Source organism: Geoglobus ahangari, from assembly GCF_001006045.1.
GTDB classification, from domain to species: Archaea; Halobacteriota; Archaeoglobi; order Archaeoglobales; family Archaeoglobaceae; genus Geoglobus; species Geoglobus ahangari.
In genome coordinates this window covers 1,658,001-1,675,941 of sequence record NZ_CP011267.1, presented here as the reverse complement: position 1 = coordinate 1,675,941, position 17,941 = coordinate 1,658,001, and the positions used below count along the sequence as shown (strand labels likewise).

Sequence of the window (17,941 nt, the reverse complement as noted above, 5' to 3'; positions counted from 1 at the left end):
TCACCTCGCAAGCAGCTTGCTCAGATCCTCGCTGCTAACAACTCCCAGAACCTTCCCCTTGGCATCGACAACGGGCAGCGCTGAGATCTTGTTGGCATCCATCTTCCTCGCGGCAATCTCTATCGGGTCGTCGGGTGAGGCGGTGATGACCTTCCTCGTCATTATCTCCTCCACCGTTCTGGCCTTTCCTACAGCGACTGCCTTGGCTATGTCCCAGCTCGTCACTATTCCAACGAGCCTGCCCTGCTCATCAACCACGGGCAGGTGGTTTATCCCGTTCTCTATGAGTATCCTCGAGGCGCTCTCTATCGTCTCATTAGGCTTCACGGTTATTGCGGGGGAGCTCATAACGCTCTTGACGACCTTTATTTCCTTCTGCCTCATCGGCTTGAACACCTGCTTTGTGGGGATGCTCTCGGCTGGCATCGAGAGGAAGAACTCGCCCCTCTCGATCTGCCTCTTGAGCTCCTCGGCGATCTTTCTGGCCATGTAGTAGCTGGAGAGCGGAGACACCCTGACCTCCTCTCCGTTTATCTCCACCTTTCCGCTCTTGAGCTCCGCGTACGTGACCTTCCTGATTACGGGCCTGTCCCTCCTCGGAACCCCGAAGTCAATTATGACCGTGTCGATCTGATCGTCCGTAACGGCTGTGGCTTTCGCCATCTCAGCGTCAAGGATTGGTATCGGGATTCCCATTCCCACGAAAAGCGTTGTTCCGTATCCCGGAAACGTCGCGGCTCTCATGTACTCGGCGTCCATCTCCTTCAGGTTGCCCTGAACCATGAGCGTCCCGAATGGCGGTGCGTGCTGCGTGCCCTCGCCAATGACGTACCCCTTCGCTCCACCAAGGAATATGCGCGTCCCTATTCCTATCGTCCTGTACTCGGGGTCGTTGTTGAGCGGTGATAGCTCTCCAACTCCCGCATAGGTGACGTTTCCGAAGTTTGGAAGAAGCGTACCCATGTATGTCTTGAGAATCCTGTCGGATGAGTTGGTCGCTGCCCTGTACCTCTGGTAAGCGTTCCTCGGATTGACCATTATTGCCTGATTCACGTCGTCCAGACTTATCTCCGTCACGATCTCCTTCCTCGGGTAGCAGTCAGTTCCGTAAGCTGTTGCCCTCAGCTCGACCTCCTTGCCCCTCAGCAGGTCCTCTATCACGTGTCCTCCGCCGTACTCCATCCCGAGCGTCTCGGAGAGCTGCGTGACTCCGAGATAAGCATCCACAGCAGCCACGCCCGTATACGCCTCAACATCGTTCAGCCAGACCCTCTGCATCTTTATCGGCGGGTCGGAGTGGCCGAAGTTGAAGAACACTCCAGAGGAGCACATGGCACCAAAAGTCCCTGTGGTTACCACATCCACCTCTTCAGCGGCCTTTTCAGGTCCAAGCTCTCTGACGATCTCCTTCATCTCGAGGGCTGTGACGATGTTTGCTGAACCCTCGGCAATTTTTTTATTGATCTCCTCAACAGTCTTCACGCTCTCAGGGCTGCCTGTTCAGTATATAAACGTATCGAATTATACACGGTGTTAATATTACCAACGTTAATTTTGGGTCATGTGTGGGAAGCCCTGCAGGGCGCTTAGAGCTCTGCAGAAAGTATTGTAATGATTTTTTGTTTAGTTTGGGTCACGCCATAAAAGCGTTTTTTCGGAAAGGTTATATAATGGTTGATTTTGGAAAATAGTGATTTTAACGAGAGGTGAAACTATGAGGCTCGAGTCACATCCGATCGTTGATTTTGAGAGGGGAAAAGAGGTAACCATCTACTTCAACGGCAAACCGATCAAGGCTTATGAGGGCGAGACCGTAGCAGCCGCCCTGTATGCTGCTGGGGTCAGAGTTTTCAGCAGGTCGTTCAGATTCCACAGGCCGAGGGGCTTCTTCTGTGCGATAGGCAAGTGCTCACAGTGCATGATGGAGGTTGACGGGGTTCCGAACATCAGGACGTGCAAGGTCTACGTCAGGGACGGGATGCAGATAAGAACCCAGAACTCAAAGCCAGATGCGGAGAATGACGCGCTTGCAATCTTCGACAAGATAATCGACACGGTATTCCCGCACGGCTCCCACTACAAGAAGTTCAACAAGTCGAGGAAGGTCAGGGAGTTCGCGACAAAGCAGATGAGGAAGCTCGCCGGATTCGGAAACCCGCCGAAAAGCATACCGGACATCGAAACGTCCTATGAAGAGATAGAGACTGACGTCGCGATCATTGGTGGTGGTCCTGCTGGTCTTTCAGCGGCAATTCACGCAGCAAAGTACGGGGCCAAAGTGGTGCTGATGGACGAGAACAACTACCTCGGAGGTCAGCTGATCAAGCAGACCCACAGGTTCTTCGGAAGCGCGAGGCACAGGGCTGGAACGAGGGGAATAAGGATCGCGCAGATACTCGAGGAGGAGCTGAGGCAGTACGAGAACGTGGACATAAGGAAGGAGACGAAGGTGTTCGGAATCTACGGAAAGGACGTTGCTGCTGTGCAGAAGGACTCCAAGCTGCTGAGGGTGAAGGCCAAGAAGATCGTAATCGCAACGGGCGCATACGAAAGGACGCTCATATTCGAGAACAACGACCTGCCCGGCGTTTACGGGGCGGGAGGTGTGCAGACGCTGATGAACGTTTACGGCATAAAGCCCGGAAACAAGGGGCTCATAGTTGGCTCCGGCAATGTCGGTCTCATTCTCACCTACCAGCTCATGCAGGCCGGAGTTGATGTTGCCGCGATAGTTGAGGCGATGCCGAGGATTGGAGGCTATTTTGTCCACGCCGCGAAGGTCAGGAGGCTCGGAGTGCCGATCTACACCAGACACACGATCGTGAAGGCGTTTGGAGAGAAGAAGGTTGAGGGAGCAGTTATAGCCCAGCTGGACGACAGGTGGCAGGTCATACCAGGGAGCGAGAAGGAGATTGAGTGCGACTTCATATGCGTCGCGGTTGGCCTATCACCTGCCCACGAGCTCCTTTACCACGTCAACGCTCAGATGAAGTTCGTTCCCGAGCTTGGAGGGCTTGTTCCGCTGAGAACGAGGTACAACGAGACCAGCGTTGATGGTGTATATGTGGCCGGAGACGTCGCGGGAATTGAGGAGGCTACCGCTGCGATAATGGAGGGCAGAATAGCAGGAATTCACGCGGCAATCACGCTCGGGTATGGCGGAGATGAGGCAAAGAAGGAGCTTGAGGAGGCGGTGAAGGATCTGGAGGACTTCAGAGCCGGTCCGTTCGGTGAGAGGATAGTTTGCGGTCTTGAAAAGTGCGTTCTGGAGAAAGAGGTGATGATATGAAGTACCTCGAAAGGGGATACCTTGAAGCTGACGAGCTTCCACCGTTCCCGCCTGAGGAGAGGATCAACTCCAAAAAGCCTGTTGCGTACATAGAATGTCCCCAATCAATCCCTTGCTCACCCTGTTACGAGTCCTGCAGGTTCAACGCGATAGAGATGGAGAACATAAATGACCCGCCGAAGGTTGACTACGAGAAGTGCACCGGATGCATGGCATGCATCAGGGTCTGCCCCGGTCTGGCCATATTCATGCTTCAGGTCAAGGAGGGCAGGGGTTACGTGACGCTCCAGTACGAGTTCCTGCCATGGCTTGAGAAGGGTGACAGGGTCAGGCTGTACAACAGAAGGGGCGAGGAGGTCGGAGAGGGAGTCGTAACGTGGGCACTGAAGCCAGAGAGGAACGACAGAACCCAGCTCGTCACGATCGAGATGGACAAGGACCTTATTTTTGAGGTTAGGGCAGTCAGGAAGAGGTGATATTATGGTTAAGGAGAGGAAGATAGTCTGCAGGTGTGAGGACCTCACCGAAGAGGAGATCATCCACGCCATCGAGGAGGGCTACGACAACCTTGAGAGCCTGAAGAGGTACACCGGCGCCACCACTGGTGCGTGTCAGGGCAAGGGCTGCCTGATGCACATAATCAGGATTCTCTCCCAGAAGACCGGCAAGAGTCCGGAAGAGATTGGCGTCACGACCCAGAGACCTCCGGTCAACCCCGTGCCGCTTTACGTCCTCTCAGAGGGTGATGCGGAATGAGGGTCGCGATCATCGGTGGAGGAGTGATGGGCCTTTCAACCGCATACTACCTCGCTAAGATGGGTGCGGACGTGACGGTTTTCGAGCAGAAGTACCTGCTCTACGGTGCGAGCGGCAGGAATTCAGGAGGCATAACCCCAATGATTGACAAGAAGGAGCTAATTCCGTTTGCCGTCAAGAGCCTCGAGCTCTACGACACCCTTCCTGCTGAGGTTGACTTCAACTTCCTGTTCAGGAAGGACGGCTACATAAAGGTGGCCGCAAGCGAGGAGGATGCCGAGAAGCTCAAGAAGGACGTGAGGATGCAGAATGAGCTCGGTGTGAGGTCTAAGATCATCGAGCCGGATGAGGTCAGGGAGTTCGTTCCCGACTTCAACACGTCCGCGATAACCCTCGCCTCTTACTGCGAGGATTCAGGCGTTATATTCCCCTGGCCGGTCGTCTGGGGGCTTGCAAAGGGCTGCAGGGAGCTTGGAGTGAAGATCCTCGACCAGACGAGGGTTGAGGAGGTTGTCGTTGAGGGTGGAGTCAAGGGTGTGAAGACCAATGGAGAGCTTCACAAGGCAGATGTTGTTGTGAACGCAGCAGGAGCGTGGAGCAACGAGATCAGTAAGATGGCAGGGGCCAAGCTGAACAACAGGGTGGTCAAGGAGGAGATCTGCGTCACTGAGAGCATCAAGCCGTACCTCGACCCGTACATATTCGACGTCACTTACGGTGTTTACCTCAGCCAGTCAGCGAGAGGAGAGATTGTAGGTGGAATAGTGGGCTCGGAGGTCGAGGAGATAGATACCAGAAGCTCACTGGAGTTCGCGGTGAGGTATGCTAAGAGGGCCACGCAGCTCATACCCATGCTCAAGGGACTTGCGATGCTCAGGCAGTGGGCAGGTGTTTACGACGAGGGCAGAGATGGGCTGCCGGTAGTGGGCTTCACCGAGGTGGAGGGGTTCGTTCAGGCCAACGGTCTTGGAAGGCACACCGGAATGATCGTTGCTCCGGCGATGGGCAGGGAGCTGGCGAAGCTGATAATAAAAGGGGAAAATCCGAACCTGAAACCATTCAGCCCCTCGAGACCAACGATAGCGTAAAAATTTTATTCTTTTTATTTCCTCTTCTTTCTGATTACCTCCTCAAGCCTCTTGCCGATCGGCTCCTCATGGGTGTACGGGCACACCAGGTAATGCTCAACTGCCTTCGCCAGAGCATCCTTGGTCGCAAGCTCACCCGTCTTCCTCTTCAACTCCTCAAGGACCTCCTCGGGAAGCACGGTCTGGGCGTGAATTATCTTCACCATTACACACTCACCTCATGATAATTATGCCAATGTGTAGTATTTAAGCTTTTTGAAAAATTGATGAAGTTTTGCCAGAAGTCGTGGAAAACTCAGGAAATCTTAAATAATGGTTCCTGAGATGTTTAACTGCAATGGCCGAAGATGTGAATGGAAACTACGAGTATGTGATACTCGGTTGCGGCGGTCTCGGCTCGTCAGTCGTTAAGGATCTGATATCCGCAGGAAAGAAGGTTTTGGCAGTGGACATAAACCCGGAGAAGGTGGAGGTTCTCAAGGATCAGGAGATCGACGCTATTGTTGGTGATATAAGGGACGACGAGACTCTGGACAAGATTGACTTCGACAAGATAACGGGCGTTCTCATTCTCACATCCGACGATCAGGTGAACAGGGAGGTGGCGCTGAAGATCAGGAAGAGGAGCAGTGACGTGCTGATAGTAACGAGGGCGAGTTCACCGAAGGCGAGGGACGAGATGGAAGAGATTGGAGTTGACGTGGTCATAACACCAATCGAGAGCATGAAGCAGCAGCTTCTCTCGAGCATAAAGAAGGTTGAGTCGCTGAGAAAGCTCAAGCTCCTGAGAAACGTGATACAGAATACCAACGGGAAGCTCGGCATATTCACCCACGACAACCCAGATCCTGACTCAATCGCCTCCGCACTCGCGCTCAGAGAGATTGCGAAGCACTTCGGAGTTGAGGCGGACATCCTCTACTACGGTGAGATCCAGCACCAGCAGAACAAGGCCATGGTCAACCTGCTCAACATACCGATGCTCAAGGCGAATGAGGTCAACCTGAGCGAGTACTCCAAGTTCGCCCTCGTGGACTCTGCCGGACCGGGAGTCAACAACTCCATTCCGAACGATGTGAAGATCAGCATAATAATCGACCACCATCCTGCCGAAAACGTTGAGGCGGAGTTTGCCGACGTCAGGGGAGATGTGGGAGCCACAGCGACAATCCTGACCCTCTACCTTCAGGATCTGAAGATAGTCCCGACCAAAACCCTTGCCACGGCGCTCTTCTTTGGAATTCAGACTGAGACGGAGGAGTTCAGGAGAAACGCGAGGACAAACGACTTTCTTGCTTCAGCCTACCTTTACCCGTTCGTCGACAACGAGCTGCTCGAGAAGATGGAGGGGCCGGCGCTGTCAACGGAAACCCTCGACGTGCTTGGAACGGCGATCAAGAACAGGGAAATCTTTTCGTCCTTCCTCATCTCGTTCGCGGGCTTCATAACCGACAAGGACACCCTCCCGCAGGCAGCAGACTTCCTGCTGAAGCTTGAGGGAATCTCGACCGTCCTCGTGTTCGGGATAATCAAGGACAACGTATACCTCTCGGCGAGGAACACAGATGTGAGGATCAACATCGGAGACGTGCTAAAGAAGGCGTTCAAGGATGTTGGAAGCGCTGGCGGTCACGCACACGCGGCTGGCGGAAAGATACCCCTCGGCATATTCGGAGACGTGAGCGACAAAGAGACGCTTGCGAAGCTCGTGACGCAGGCGGTCAAGAAGAGGTTCCTGAGCGCGCTCGGAATCGAGATCGAGGACTGATCATTTCCCAACTATTTTATCGTAGGTCGTCCTGAGCCTCTTCTTTCCCTCAGCGCATACGTGTATCGTCGCGTACTCAACCTCCGGCACCTCGGATGAGAGCCTGTCGAATATCCTCTCCGTAAGGTCGTCCGCCTCTCTGACGCTCATACTCCCATCCACGGTCACGTGCATGTCGAGGTGAACCTTGTCTGGGGCCATGTAGGTCGCTATGATGTCGTGCACGTCTTTAACCTCCTCGAACTCAGACGCGACGCTCGCCACCCTCCTGTAGAACTCCTCATCCGGGCTGTATCCGAGCAGAACCTTCGCGTTCTCGTTTATCAGCCTTAGGCCGCTGTAGGCAATTATCACAGCCACGACTATCGCTGCTAACGCGTCTATCTGCGGGAGAACTCCCGAAAACGAGAGCGCCGCCACCGCTGCCAGGCCGGAGAGCATGTCGTTCCTGAGCTCGTACCTGAGAGCTACCTCCTCGGGCCTGAGCTTCTTCCTCCCAGTGTAAACCACGACGACGAAAAGCGGCACGAGGCTGAGCAGCATGAGCAGAATTGCGTTGGTCGGGTCGTGGTAAACCTCGTGGTGGTAGAGCCTCGAAACTCCCTCCTTGAAGAGCTCGTAGGAGAGAATGGAGATGAACGCCACACCGGCAATAAGTGCTCCGACGTTTCCGGCAAGGCCATGGCCAAGAGGATGATGCATGTCTGCAGGCTTCTCTGACACCTTCGAGGAGATCTTCAGGATCGCGAGAACGAGAATGTCGGTGAGGGAGTGGAGTGCCTCGGCTATGAGCACGAGGTAGCCGTACATGAAATAACCGATGAACCTTATGGTGAGGGAGATCGCATAGGCGAGATAAGCGTATATCATGACTTCTTCTTTCTCTTCAAAAGAGATGGGAGGTGGACGGCGTACTTGCCATCCTCCTGAAGGGCTATCACTACCTCTCCACCCTCAAGCAGCTTCTCTATGTTGAGCTCGTACATGCCCGGGGCGAGTATTCTGACGCTCTCTATCCTCTCGAACTGCTCCTTTATCTCCTCTACCTCCTTGCCCTTCTTCTTGGGAATGTAGAGGAACTTGTTGTTGCCGCACTCGCACCCCTGAAGTATCGCCATGTCCCCGTCAGCATACTCCTTCCCGCAGTTGGTGCATCTGTGGGGCATCACCTATCACCAAGCTGAACCATGGCGGTTATGAGATCCTCCTGCTTGGACAGCGTCTTTACCCTGTTAGCAGGCCCTATCAGGGTGAGCCTTCCGGACTTCTTGCCGAAGAGCTTGGAGAAGAAGCTCTCCTTTGGCGGATAGCTCTCCACCTCTATGCCCACGAAGTTCTCGTGGTCGATTTCGAGCATCGTCAGCTCTATGAGCTTCGCCTCCTCCTCCGGAGAGAGGCCGCTCTCCAGAACAACTATCTTGCCCTCCTTCACGCTGTCGAGGATCATTCTGAGCTTCTCCATCGAGCTCATTCTGTCGAGCTTCTCCTTCGATATCAGGTTGAGCTGGACACCCTCCATAACCATCACCCGAACTTCTCGGCCATCGTCCTGTACAGCGTGTCTATGTTCAGACCCTTGAGAGCGGATATGGGCACGACCGTGTGCTGGGGGAACGCGGCCTTGATCCTTGCGGGAGATGCGGTTGGCAGGTCAATCTTGTTGGCCACTATCAGCAAAGGCAGTCCTCTCGCCTCTATGTTGCCCACGATCGTGACGTTAACTTGGGTGTAGGGGTCCTCTGTCGAGTCCATCACGAGAAGCACACCGTCAAGGTCGTCGAGCCACTTTATCGCCTCTATAACGCCTTCAGTTGCCTCCTTGGCCCTCCTCTTCGCCTCCTCCTCGCTCATACCGAACTTCAGAAAGTCGTGGAAGTCTATCTTCGTTGCTATTCCCGGGGTGTCCACGATGTCTATGGTGAGGGTTTTTCCGTCAACCTCTATCTTCACACCCTCCCTGAGCTTGGCCCTCCTCGTCTCGTGGGGCACCTCGCTCTCGGAGCCCATCACGTCTCCAGTCCAGTCCCTGAGGATCCTGTTGGCAAGGGTCGTCTTCCCCGCATTCGGCGGGCCGTAAATCCCTATCCTCATCTTGTCTTTTTTGAAGAACCACCTGAATATGCTCCTGAACCTCGTCTTCAAACTGGTTATCAGCCCCATATCAATCACGTTTTTTTAAACGAACGAATAAATTAAAAGCTTTATGCCAAAAAATAATAAAAACTGGTGGAACGAATTACTGGAGGCTTATTGCCCCGTTGGGGCATGCATCAACACAGCTTCCGCACTCGGTGCAGAGGTCAGCGTTTACCTCCGCTACATCGTTCAGCTCAATTGCCCCCACAGGGCACTCATCAACGCACGTCCCACAGGCGGTGCAGAGTTCAGCATCAACCACAGCTGGCATTTTTCATCACCTCAACGCAGTGGACAAGGTAACCGAATATAACCTTTTTCCTTTTCTCCGGAAATTAACGCAGCTTCGCTCAACAGAGTTTTTGACTCTCAGATATTCAGACAGATAATTTAACTTTTCATGTAGCTAAATCGTATTACATTCAGGGCACGGCCAAACGGTATATATGGGCTGGTGCGAGATGAGAGCATGAACTACATAGCAGGTGTGGTCGAGAGGGCGAAGAGCTTTGAGGACGAGGAGCTCTACAGGGCCCTGCTTTATGGGGACTTCTGAACCCACTCATTTTTTTAATCCCTGCAGGCATACTCTCTCCGGTGGGTAAGAAGAAGATCAGATTGACCAGAGAGGGAGCGTTGATTATAGGCTCCACAGGAGTCATCGCCGATCTCCATCTCGGAATAGAGGGCACGCTCGAGGAGAGGGGCGTGGCAATACCGTCAATGCAGCTGGACGAGCTTGTGGAGAGGAGTGTGGCGTTAGTTGAAGAGTTCAGCCTCCAGGAGCTCGTGATTGCCGGAGACCTGAAGCACGAGTTCAGCAGGAACGTCCCGGGAGAGTGGAGGGATGTCAGAAGGTACGTCGAATCGCTGAAAGACGTGGTTAAGCTCAGGGTGGTTAGGGGAAACCACGACAACTACCTCGCCGCGATACTTGCCGACTACAGCGTTGAATTCGCGGATGCTGTGGAGGTTGAGGGCTACGCTGTCGTCCACGGCCACAGGGACTGGAAGGGCGACAGGATAATCATGGGTCACGAGCACCCGTCGATCAAGGTCAGACACAGCGGAGCGGTGTATTCCTTCAGGTGCTTTCTTCACGCCAGAAACAATGATAGGGAGGTGTGGGTCCTCCCCGCGTTCTCCACCTTCTTCCCCGGAAGCAACGTTCTGGAGGGCGAGTTTCTGTCCCCCATTCTGAGGGGGTTCAGGAGCGAGGAGATTGATGTGTACGCAATTGAGGATGACGTCTACTACATGGGAAACTTAAAAGTCCTGAGCGACCTGCTTTAGCCGGATGCTCTTCATCCTGATGCTCACCGGGAGGTGCAACCTGAGCTGCAGGTACTGCGGTGGGAGCATAGACGAGAGCGTTATGCCTGCCGAGATAACCTACGACATCTCCCAGCTCATCGACTTTCTCAATTCGTGGAAAGATGTGAGCGTCGCATTCTACGGTGGAGAACCGCTTCTCAAGGCTGAGCTGGTAAGGAGGATCATGGACGAGGTTAATGCAAAGCACTTCATAATCCAGACGAACGGTCTCCTGCTCCGGAGGCTCGGTGAGGAGTACGTTAAAAGATTTTCCACGGTGCTTGTGTCCATAGATGGGAGGAAAGAGGTCACGGAGCACTACAGAGGGAGGATCTACGAGAGGGTGCTCGAGAACGTCAGGTGGGTGAGGGAGTTCTTCGACGGAGAGCTGATCGCGAGGATGACGGCATCGCAGAGGACCGAAATCTTTGCAGACGTTCTGCACCTGCTCGAGCTGGATCTCTTCACCCATGTCCACTGGCAGATTGACGCCGTGTGGAGTGCGGAGGGAATATGGCGGGACTTTGAAGGGTGGATTGAGGACTACAAGACAGGAATCACGAAGCTCGCAAGGCTGTTCGAGGAGGAGATGGCTCACGGCAGAGTGCTCGGGATAGTCCCATTCCTCGGAGTGCTGAGCGCGATGATTTTTGACAAAAACCCGTCACCCCCTTGCGGCAGCGGGAGCGAGAGCTTCGCGATAACCACCGATGGGAGAATCGTCGCATGCCCTGTAGTCGCGGATCTTCCTTGGAATACTGCCGGTAACTTGGAGGACGGGATCGTCAGGAGGGTTGAAGTGGTTGAACCCTGCCCGAGCTGCGAGCACTTTCACATCTGCGGTGGTAGGTGTCTGTTCTCAAACAGGGAGCGGCTGTGGGGGGAGAGAGGGTTCAGAATGCTGTGCGACGCGACGAGGCACCTGATATGGGAGATGGAGAGGGTCAAGGAAAGGGCAATTTCCCTTGCTGAGACGGGTGTGATAGACCTTGACCAGCTCAGGTATCCCCGATTCCTGAATACAACCGAGATCATTCCTTAGACAGCTTTTTAAACAGCCCGAAACCATCGACAACCTATGCTTCTGCAGGAGTTCGTTGCGTGGACACTGGTGACACTCGCGGCAGTGACCCTCACCATAGCAGTGGCCAGAAGGTTCGGAGTTGAGGTGATTATTGGAGTCTACGCGGTGCTTACGGTCGTGGCGAACATAGTGGCAGTGAAGCTCATCTCCGTCGCATCGGTTGTTGCTCCGGCGGGAGTGATAGTCTACGCGATAACCTTCCTGATCACCGACTTCATAAGCGAGGTCTATGGAAAGGAGGCGGCCAAGAAGGCGGTGATCACAGGGCTTACGGCCAACATCGTCTACCTCCTCTCGATATACGCAGTCCTACAGTGGACTCCGGCACCGTTCGTGGGAGAGGAGTTCGAGAGAGCCTTCAACCAGATCTTCGGGCTAACACCAAGAATCGTCTTCGCCTCCTTACTTGCCTTCGCCATCAGCCAGACCAACGACGTCTACGTCTTCCACCTGATAAGGGAGAGGACGTCCGGAAAGCACCTGTGGATCAGGAACAACGCCTCCACTGCGATGTCACAGCTGATAGACACGGCGGTGTTCATAACCGTGGCGTTCTACGGGATTGCACCTGTCTGGGAGCTAATAGTCGGGCAGTACCTGCTGAAGCTGCTCATAGCCCTGCTCGACACACCATTCCTCTACGCAGGAGTGATGGTTTACAGGGCGTTAAAGCCAAACGTCAATGTCGGAGAGGGTTAAAACCTTTCTTCCACTCCTCTCTATCTCGCTCACAAGCCTCTTTGTCGGGTTGCCGTGGTAGAAGAGGACGTAGTCGGGATTGCAGTGCTCCACCAGACCGATTATCCCCCTGTAGTCCACGTGGTCGCTTACCGTGATCCTGTTCCTGTAGAAGTTCTGGGCTGAGAGCACGTAGCCGTTGGTGACGCTCTTCGGAGGCAAAAGCATGGCGTCACCATCCTGATAATCAATCCCGAGCGCCCTGCAGATTCTCTCAATCTTATCCACAGTTCTGAAGCCTATCTCGTGCTGGGAGAGAAGAGTGGCTATCCTCTGGGCCTTCCCTATTGGATACACCCCGAGCTCGTATCCGTTCTCCGCAACCTCTATGACCCTGTCTATCTCGTCATCGAAGACGTAGTTCGGGTGCCCGTAGGTCGCCTCTGCGATTAGGAACTCACACTCCGGAAGGTCAGAGAAGTCCTTAACATCCCCCGTGATCAGGATGCCGCTGTCCCTGAAGTGGTAGGCGGTGGAGCCGTGCATGTGGTGGGTTGGATACGTTGCTACAGACACCCCTCCCAGCTTCAGCCTCTCCCCCACCTCGTGCACGCTGCCCCTGAACCTCTCCCCGCTCACGGCCTCCAGAATCTTGGCAGTCTCGGTCGATGCTATGGCTTTGTGGTTTTTCATGTTCCTCTGGCCGAAGTGATCCGAGTGGGCGTGGGTGATTATGTTGTAGCCTTTCCCAGGAGAAGAGTCGATGTGAAAGTCAACACCGTTAACTCTGATCGAGAAGTGGGGACGGAATCCCCTTCCGTACTTCCTCCTGAATATGAGCGTCCCGAAGCTCTCGGCGATGTCGAGAATGCTCATTCACTTATCCCTCTTCTTCCTGTAGCATATCATGCAGTCCTTGCACTTCTCGGGTATGTTTGTCATGGTCGCTCATAGCTCGCAGGTTTATTTTAAGCTTTTCTCCTGACTTGGGTGTGGTCAATATTACGTAACAAAATTTAAGAAAAAATACACAGACCGTTAATATCCTGCCCAAATCTGGTTAAAGCTCTCCCGCATCTTTCAAAATCTGCTCAACGACTTCCTTGCTCAGCCTGAAACCCTTTTTCAGAAGATTGTTGACAACGGGTTTGATTTCAGCATAATATCCTCTTTTCTTTCCCAGAAGAATTAGCCCAACAGTTCCGATAACCCTCAATCCGAGAGAAGAAGCTGTATTTCTTGCGGATTTGTCATCTATAATCATCAGGTCTGCTTTAAGCTCGACTGCCAGAGCTATAGCTTCAGCCTCGCCTGTATGAAGCTTTTCTTTGAGCAAGTCTACAACAATCCTGTTCTGCACATCCCTGACCTCGATCCATTCTGGAGTGACTTCTCCGAATTCTTCAGCAACACCTCTTGGTATTATAATTCTTTCAAACAGAAATTTCAGGAGGTCTAACTCCCCAATATTTGATAGAACTACCAGAGGGCTTGTGTTCGAGACTACTATCACTGCAACCCCTCGATAGTCTTCAAGTCCCTTCTGAACTCCTTTAAATCATAATTTATCTCTACACCTCTTTTTCTCAATTCGTACAGAAATTCTCTAATGCTCAGCTCAGCTATCTCTGCAGCCTTTCCAAGGCTTACTTTCTCTTCTCGGTAAAGTTCTATGGCTGTAAGAAGCTTCACCTCACTGTCAAAGTTCTTGATTCCAATGGTTTTTACCACATCAAAAGGAAACTCGACCCTCACTTTTTCACCCATATTACTCCCCAATTTACAATCATACTGAGAACTATTAAAGGTTTTATCTCTCAACTGTGAGGTTTTATGTAGTCCCGCTGGCAAAACTTATGTGGTAAGCTTAGACCTGTTCACATTAACACAAACTCCAGCAGAAATAATATCGATTATGTGAAATGCCTGAAAAATCTCTGTTATCTGTTGTTTGAAAGTATCGCTTACCTCATTCTTTCTATGAACTCTCTCGCGGGGATTATTTTAATTCCTTCAAATTCTCCGGCTCTCAGCAGGTGTTTGTCCCCACTCACTATGTACTCTGCCCCGCATTCGAGTGCACACTCCAAGAACTTGTTATCTTCGGGATCTTCCCGTATGATTTTCAGTTTTCTCTTTGGATTCACGACCTTGGACAATCCTGAGATTTCTCTTAGAACTTCTTTTGAGCTTATTCCTGCTTTTTCCAGTACGGTCTTTATTTTTGGGTACTCGAGAACTCGAGCTATTTCTCTTAAAATCTCTTCTGAAACAAAAACCTCTATTTCCCCACTATTGAACAGATCGTCAAATTCCTTGCCCAAGGTTTTGTTGAAGAATATCGAGACCCAGATGTTTGTGTCCAGAACTACCTTTGTTTTCTTGCCCACTCAACGGCCTCCGTTACAAGTCTATCTACGTCAATATTCTCTTTTTCAGCCACTGATGAGATTCTGGAACTCATTTCCAAAAAATTTAGTCGTTCCACCTTTCTCAGAACTATTTCGTCATTTCTCACAATAACTGCCAGCTTTTCACCGGATTTTATGCCCAGCGCGTCTCTCACATCCTTGGGTATTACTACCTGTCCTTTTCCGGAAACTTTCACGATGCTTTCCAACTTTTCCATAATGTTGGATTAGTTGGAATCGTATAAATAGTTTAATCTACACTCTCCCGCACCTTCAGCCTGACCGAAAAATTTAAATACTATTAGCTAAAAATTACTAACCAGATGTTAGTAAACAACAGTAAGGACAAGGGCTGGGAGGAAATAATCGAGCTGCTCGCAAACGAGAGCAGGCGCAGGATACTCCAGCTGCTCACAAAAAAGCCATGCTACGTCAGCGAGATATCATATGCCCTCAGAATGGCTCCCAAGGTCGTGCTCGAGCACCTTGAGAAGCTCGAGAGGGCCGGGATAATAAGGAGCTACGAGGAGGGCAGGAGGAGGTACTATTACATCGACAGGACGTTCAACATATCCATAACGATCTCTCCCCACAGATTCGCGATAGAGGTCATCGGAGAGCAGGATGGAGATCTGCAGAAGACTTTCAGCGAGGTTGCAGCGCTGATGAACAGGAGAGCAGGGAGGGAGCTCAGCGAGGTATTTGAAAGGCTTAGAGACATGGAGAGAGCCTTCAGGATGCTCCAGAAGGACATATCCGACAGGATAGACGAGCTCATAGACAGGATGATAGTCGAGCTTGACAGGATGAGGCTCGACGAGATCAGCAAGGTCGTGCTCTACGCCCTGATCAAGGGGCTGGACACACCGGAGAAGATCTCCCAGACCTTCGGAATTCCTTACGAGGAGGTCAATCTCGCGCTCACGAGGCTCGAGAAGAGCGGACTCGTGTCGAAGGTTGAGGATGGTGGTGTTGTGAGGTTAAAACTCAGATGGAGAGGTGATGTGAATGAGTGAGGATGTGTATTTGAGGGTTGCTGAGGCTTACCACAGGGATGTTGGAAGGGGAATAGCGAGAGTGGATCCCGAGGTAATGGCCCAGCTCGGACTGCAGAGCGGGGACATAATAGAGATCACAGGAAAGAACAAGGTCCCCGCCATAGTGTGGCCCGGTTACCCAGAGGACAGGGGGAAGAGGATAATCAGGATTGACGGCAACATCAGGAGCAACGCAGGCGTGAGCATCGACGACAAGGTGAAGATAAGAAAGGTCGAGGCGAAGCCTGCGGAGAAGATAACCCTCGCCCCGACAGAGCCAGTGAGGCTGATGGGTGGCGAAGCATACCTCCAGAGGCTTCTCGAAGGCAGACCGGTGATAAGGGGTCAGAAGATCAGGGTGGAGGTTTTCGGCCACGTACTGACGTTCGTGATAACGTCCACCAAGCCGTCGGGCGTTGTGATAGTCTCGAGGAACACGCAGGTCGAGCTCAAGGAGAAGCCCGTCGAAGAGGTGAAGAGGCAAGTGCCTAACGTAACCTACGAGGACATCGGTGGTCTGAAGAGGGAGCTCAGGCTTGTTAGAGAGATGATAGAGCTTCCGCTGAAGCACCCAGAGCTGTTCCAGAGGCTCGGAATAGAGCCGCCCAAGGGAGTGCTGCTCCACGGACCTCCGGGCACTGGAAAGACCCTGATCGCTAAAGCGGTTGCGAACGAGGTTGACGCGCACTTCATCTCGATCAGCGGGCCAGAGATAATGAGCAAGTACTATGGCGAGTCAGAGCAGAGGCTGAGGGAGATTTTTGAGGAAGCGAAGGAGAACGCTCCGAGCATAATATTCATAGACGAGATAGACAGCATCGCTCCGAAGAGGGAAGAGGTCACTGGTGAGGTCGAGAGGAGGGTCGTGGCCCAGCTTCTCACCCTGATGGACGGCCTCGAGGCGAGGGGACAGGTGATAGTCATAGGTGCAACCAACAGGCCTGACGCGGTTGATCCAGCGTTGAGGAGGCCGGGCAGGTTCGACAGGGAGATTGAGATTGGTGTGCCTGACAAGGAGGGCAGGAAGGAGATACTCCAGATACACACAAGGGGAATGCCCATCGAGCCTGACTACAGCAGGAGCGAGGTTCTCAGGATACTCGAGGAGTTCAAGAGCTCAGAAAGGTTCGACAGGGAGAAGGTCGAGAGGATAATCGAGAAAGTCGAGAAGGCCGGCAGCGAGGACGAGGTCATCTCAGCTCTCAAGGAGGACGAGGAGATCTTCAGCGAGGTCAAGGCGAGGCTCATAGACGAGATGTTTGATTACATAGCCGAGCTCACCAACGGATTTGTCGGTGCAGACCTCGCAGCGCTCGCGAAGGAGGCGGCGATGCATGCGCTCAGGAAGAGGATGGAGAAGGGAGAGATAGACATCGAGGCTGAGGAGATACCGGCTGAGGTGCTCGAGAGCCTGAAGGTGACCATGGACGACTTCCTTGAGGCTCTGAAGAACATCGAGCCATCGGCGATGAGAGAGGTACTGGTTGAGGTTCCTAACGTCAAGTGGGACGACATAGGCGGGCTCGAGAAGGCCAAGCAGGAGCTAAGAGAGGCAGTGGAGTGGCCGATGAAGTACCCTGAGCTCTTCAGGGAAGTCGGAATAAAGCCGCCAAAGGGTATACTGCTCTACGGCCCTCCGGGCACAGGAAAGACGCTGCTCGCAAAGGCTGTTGCGAATGAGAGCAACGCCAACTTCATAAGCGTCAAGGGGCCTGAGCTGCTGTCCAAGTGGGTCGGAGAGAGCGAGAAGCACGTGAGAGAGATGTTCAGGAAGGCAAGACAGGTGGCGCCGTGCATAATCTTCTTCGACGAGATAGACAGCCTCGCCCCAAGGAGAGGAGGAATAGGAGACTCGCACGTCACCGAGAGGGTGGTTAGCCAGCTGCTCACCGAGCTCGACGGTCTCGAGGAGCTCAAGGACGTGGTGGTGATCGCAGCGACCAACAGACCGGACATGGTGGATCCGGCACTGCTGAGACCGGGCAGGATAGAGAGGCACATATACATCCCGCCACCGGACAAGGAGGCGAGGAAGGAGATATTCAGGATCCACACGAGGAACATGCCACTCGCGGAGGATGTAAACCTTGAGGAGCTTGCGGAGAAGACCGAGGGCTACAGCGGTGCTGACATCGAAGCCGTTTGCAGGGAGGCTGGCCTGACTGCCATCAGGGAGGCGATATCGAAGTACAGCGAGGACGAGGTAAAGAGGGCAGTGAAGGAGATCAGGGTCACGAGAGACCACTTCATGAAGGCGATAGAGAAGGTGAAGCCGAGCCTCACCGAGGAGGACATAAAGAAGTACGAGGAGATCGTGAAAGATTTCCACAAGATGTACTCCTAATTTTTTAATCTCGAAAAAAGTTTGGGAGGTGATGTG

22 protein-coding genes are annotated in these 17,941 nt (G+C 53.0%); 10 read left to right on the top strand and 12 right to left on the bottom strand.

Annotation, left to right across the window (positions count from 1 at the left end; genetic code table 11):
* Positions 1–1,482, bottom strand: a complete 1,482-nt coding sequence (locus tag GAH_RS09690; RefSeq protein WP_048096432.1) for a homocysteine biosynthesis protein — start codon at positions 1,480–1,482, stop codon at positions 1–3.
* A 232-nt stretch (positions 1,483–1,714) separates the two neighbouring features.
* Between GAH_RS09690 and GAH_RS09685 the strand changes: the two genes are divergently transcribed.
* The 4 genes from GAH_RS09685 to GAH_RS09670 are packed head-to-tail and all read left to right on the top strand — an operon-like array spanning position 1,715 to position 5,133.
* Complete coding sequence (locus tag GAH_RS09685; RefSeq protein WP_048096430.1) at positions 1,715–3,289, top strand: FAD-dependent oxidoreductase; 1,575 nt, start codon at positions 1,715–1,717, stop codon at positions 3,287–3,289.
* On the top strand, positions 3,286–3,765 hold the full coding sequence (locus GAH_RS09680; RefSeq protein ID WP_048096428.1) for a 4Fe-4S binding protein: 480 nt from the start codon (positions 3,286–3,288) through the stop codon (positions 3,763–3,765). Before GAH_RS09685 ends, GAH_RS09680 begins: the two co-directional genes overlap by 4 nt.
* A gap of 4 nt (positions 3,766–3,769) precedes the next feature.
* Complete coding sequence (locus GAH_RS09675) at positions 3,770–4,045, top strand: (2Fe-2S)-binding protein (protein WP_048096426.1); 276 nt, start codon at positions 3,770–3,772, stop codon at positions 4,043–4,045.
* Positions 4,042–5,133, top strand: a complete 1,092-nt coding sequence (locus GAH_RS09670; RefSeq protein ID WP_048096425.1) for an NAD(P)/FAD-dependent oxidoreductase — start codon at positions 4,042–4,044, stop codon at positions 5,131–5,133. Before GAH_RS09675 ends, GAH_RS09670 begins: the two co-directional genes overlap by 4 nt.
* Before the next feature lie 14 nt (positions 5,134–5,147).
* Here the strand turns inward: GAH_RS09670 and GAH_RS09665 are convergent, their stop codons facing one another.
* Positions 5,148–5,339 carry a DUF5371 family protein gene (locus GAH_RS09665; protein ID WP_048096423.1) on the bottom strand — a complete coding sequence of 64 codons (192 nt, stop codon included), beginning with the start codon at positions 5,337–5,339 and terminating at the stop codon, positions 5,148–5,150.
* A gap of 131 nt (positions 5,340–5,470) precedes the next feature.
* Here GAH_RS09665 and GAH_RS09660 point away from each other — a divergent pair, with 131 nt between their 5' ends.
* Complete coding sequence (locus GAH_RS09660; RefSeq protein ID WP_048096422.1) at positions 5,471–6,901, top strand: DHH family phosphoesterase; 1,431 nt, start codon at positions 5,471–5,473, stop codon at positions 6,899–6,901.
* Here GAH_RS09660 and GAH_RS09655 read toward each other — a convergent pair whose 3' ends face one another.
* From GAH_RS09655 to GAH_RS09635, 5 genes are all read right to left on the bottom strand, one after another.
* On the bottom strand, positions 6,902–7,771 hold the full coding sequence (locus GAH_RS09655) for a cation diffusion facilitator family transporter (protein WP_048096421.1): 870 nt from the start codon (positions 7,769–7,771) through the stop codon (positions 6,902–6,904).
* On the bottom strand, positions 7,768–8,067 hold the full coding sequence (locus GAH_RS09650; protein ID WP_048096420.1) for a Zn-ribbon domain-containing protein: 300 nt from the start codon (positions 8,065–8,067) through the stop codon (positions 7,768–7,770). The genes GAH_RS09655 and GAH_RS09650 overlap by 4 nt, the downstream gene beginning before the upstream one ends.
* Positions 8,067–8,420: a DUF2073 domain-containing protein gene (locus GAH_RS09645; RefSeq protein WP_048096885.1), complete on the bottom strand. Its 354-nt coding sequence runs from the start codon at positions 8,418–8,420 to the stop codon at positions 8,067–8,069. The genes GAH_RS09650 and GAH_RS09645 overlap by 1 nt, the downstream gene beginning before the upstream one ends.
* A gap of 5 nt (positions 8,421–8,425) precedes the next feature.
* Entirely contained in the window at positions 8,426–9,061 is a 636-nt protein-coding gene (locus GAH_RS09640; RefSeq protein WP_048096419.1) for an Era-like GTP-binding protein, read from the bottom strand.
* Between the two features lie 76 nt (positions 9,062–9,137).
* The gene (locus GAH_RS09635; protein WP_048096418.1) at positions 9,138–9,308 is read right to left on the bottom strand and encodes a 4Fe-4S binding protein; all 171 of its coding nucleotides are present in this window, start codon (positions 9,306–9,308) and stop codon (positions 9,138–9,140) included.
* Between the two features lie 326 nt (positions 9,309–9,634).
* Here GAH_RS09635 and GAH_RS09630 point away from each other — a divergent pair, with 326 nt between their 5' ends.
* The 3 genes from GAH_RS09630 to GAH_RS09620 are packed head-to-tail and all read left to right on the top strand — an operon-like array spanning position 9,635 to position 12,134.
* On the top strand, positions 9,635–10,330 hold the full coding sequence (locus GAH_RS09630) for a metallophosphoesterase (protein ID WP_048096417.1): 696 nt from the start codon (positions 9,635–9,637) through the stop codon (positions 10,328–10,330).
* A gap of 4 nt (positions 10,331–10,334) precedes the next feature.
* On the top strand, positions 10,335–11,393 hold the full coding sequence (locus tag GAH_RS09625; RefSeq protein WP_048096416.1) for a TIGR04084 family radical SAM/SPASM domain-containing protein: 1,059 nt from the start codon (positions 10,335–10,337) through the stop codon (positions 11,391–11,393).
* A 36-nt stretch (positions 11,394–11,429) separates the two neighbouring features.
* Entirely contained in the window at positions 11,430–12,134 is a 705-nt protein-coding gene (locus tag GAH_RS09620) for a queuosine precursor transporter (protein WP_048096414.1), read from the top strand.
* Here the strand turns inward: GAH_RS09620 and GAH_RS09615 are convergent.
* The 5 genes from GAH_RS09615 to GAH_RS09595 form a co-directional block, all read right to left on the bottom strand.
* Positions 12,102–12,989 (bottom strand): MBL fold metallo-hydrolase, encoded by an 888-nt coding sequence (locus GAH_RS09615; protein WP_048096412.1) that lies wholly within the window; start codon positions 12,987–12,989, stop codon positions 12,102–12,104. The genes GAH_RS09620 and GAH_RS09615 overlap by 33 nt on opposite strands.
* Positions 12,990–13,173: 184 nt before the next feature.
* Entirely contained in the window at positions 13,174–13,626 is a 453-nt protein-coding gene (locus GAH_RS09610) for a DUF3368 domain-containing protein (RefSeq protein WP_048096411.1), read from the bottom strand.
* Positions 13,623–13,880, bottom strand: a complete 258-nt coding sequence (locus GAH_RS09605; RefSeq protein WP_048096410.1) for a UPF0175 family protein — start codon at positions 13,878–13,880, stop codon at positions 13,623–13,625. The genes GAH_RS09610 and GAH_RS09605 overlap by 4 nt, the downstream gene beginning before the upstream one ends.
* A 197-nt stretch (positions 13,881–14,077) precedes the next feature.
* Positions 14,078–14,503 carry a putative toxin-antitoxin system toxin component, PIN family gene (locus GAH_RS09600; protein ID WP_048096409.1) on the bottom strand — a complete coding sequence of 142 codons (426 nt, stop codon included), beginning with the start codon at positions 14,501–14,503 and terminating at the stop codon, positions 14,078–14,080.
* On the bottom strand, positions 14,482–14,742 hold the full coding sequence (locus tag GAH_RS09595) for an AbrB/MazE/SpoVT family DNA-binding domain-containing protein (RefSeq protein ID WP_048096407.1): 261 nt from the start codon (positions 14,740–14,742) through the stop codon (positions 14,482–14,484). The genes GAH_RS09600 and GAH_RS09595 overlap by 22 nt, the downstream gene beginning before the upstream one ends.
* Before the next feature lie 105 nt (positions 14,743–14,847).
* On the opposite strand from GAH_RS09595, the gene GAH_RS09590 reads away from it, so the two are divergent.
* Both GAH_RS09590 and GAH_RS09585 read left to right on the top strand, forming a co-directional pair.
* Entirely contained in the window at positions 14,848–15,540 is a 693-nt protein-coding gene (locus GAH_RS09590) for an ArsR/SmtB family transcription factor (protein ID WP_048096405.1), read from the top strand.
* Complete coding sequence (locus GAH_RS09585; RefSeq protein WP_048096404.1) at positions 15,533–17,905, top strand: CDC48 family AAA ATPase; 2,373 nt, start codon at positions 15,533–15,535, stop codon at positions 17,903–17,905. Before GAH_RS09590 ends, GAH_RS09585 begins: the two co-directional genes overlap by 8 nt.
* Positions 17,906–17,941 lie beyond the last annotated feature (36 nt).

Excerpts from the sequence above, each read along its gene's own strand:
- GAH_RS09685 (WP_048096430.1), top strand. The coding sequence starts at position 1,715 with ATGAGGCTCGAGTCACATCCGATCGTTGATTTTGAGAGGGGAAAAGAG.
- GAH_RS09680 (WP_048096428.1), top strand. The coding sequence starts at position 3,286 with ATGAAGTACCTCGAAAGGGGATACCTTGAAGCTGACGAGCTTCCACCG.
- GAH_RS09675 (WP_048096426.1), top strand. The coding sequence starts at position 3,770 with ATGGTTAAGGAGAGGAAGATAGTCTGCAGGTGTGAGGACCTCACCGAA.
- GAH_RS09670 (WP_048096425.1), top strand. The coding sequence starts at position 4,042 with ATGAGGGTCGCGATCATCGGTGGAGGAGTGATGGGCCTTTCAACCGCA.
- GAH_RS09665 (WP_048096423.1), bottom strand. The coding sequence starts at position 5,339 with ATGGTGAAGATAATTCACGCCCAGACCGTGCTTCCCGAGGAGGTCCTT.
- GAH_RS09660 (WP_048096422.1), top strand. The coding sequence starts at position 5,471 with ATGGCCGAAGATGTGAATGGAAACTACGAGTATGTGATACTCGGTTGC.
- GAH_RS09655 (WP_048096421.1), bottom strand. The coding sequence starts at position 7,771 with ATGATATACGCTTATCTCGCCTATGCGATCTCCCTCACCATAAGGTTC.
- GAH_RS09650 (WP_048096420.1), bottom strand. The coding sequence starts at position 8,067 with ATGCCCCACAGATGCACCAACTGCGGGAAGGAGTATGCTGACGGGGAC.
- GAH_RS09645 (WP_048096885.1), bottom strand. The coding sequence starts at position 8,420 with ATGGAGGGTGTCCAGCTCAACCTGATATCGAAGGAGAAGCTCGACAGA.
- GAH_RS09640 (WP_048096419.1), bottom strand. The coding sequence starts at position 9,061 with ATGGGGCTGATAACCAGTTTGAAGACGAGGTTCAGGAGCATATTCAGG.
- GAH_RS09635 (WP_048096418.1), bottom strand. The coding sequence starts at position 9,308 with ATGCCAGCTGTGGTTGATGCTGAACTCTGCACCGCCTGTGGGACGTGC.
- GAH_RS09625 (WP_048096416.1), top strand. The coding sequence starts at position 10,335 with ATGCTCTTCATCCTGATGCTCACCGGGAGGTGCAACCTGAGCTGCAGG.
- GAH_RS09620 (WP_048096414.1), top strand. The coding sequence starts at position 11,430 with ATGCTTCTGCAGGAGTTCGTTGCGTGGACACTGGTGACACTCGCGGCA.
- GAH_RS09615 (WP_048096412.1), bottom strand. The coding sequence starts at position 12,989 with ATGAGCATTCTCGACATCGCCGAGAGCTTCGGGACGCTCATATTCAGG.
- GAH_RS09605 (WP_048096410.1), bottom strand. The coding sequence starts at position 13,880 with ATGGGTGAAAAAGTGAGGGTCGAGTTTCCTTTTGATGTGGTAAAAACC.
- GAH_RS09595 (WP_048096407.1), bottom strand. The coding sequence starts at position 14,742 with ATGGAAAAGTTGGAAAGCATCGTGAAAGTTTCCGGAAAAGGACAGGTA.
- GAH_RS09590 (WP_048096405.1), top strand. The coding sequence starts at position 14,848 with ATGTTAGTAAACAACAGTAAGGACAAGGGCTGGGAGGAAATAATCGAG.
- GAH_RS09585 (WP_048096404.1), top strand. The coding sequence starts at position 15,533 with ATGAGTGAGGATGTGTATTTGAGGGTTGCTGAGGCTTACCACAGGGAT.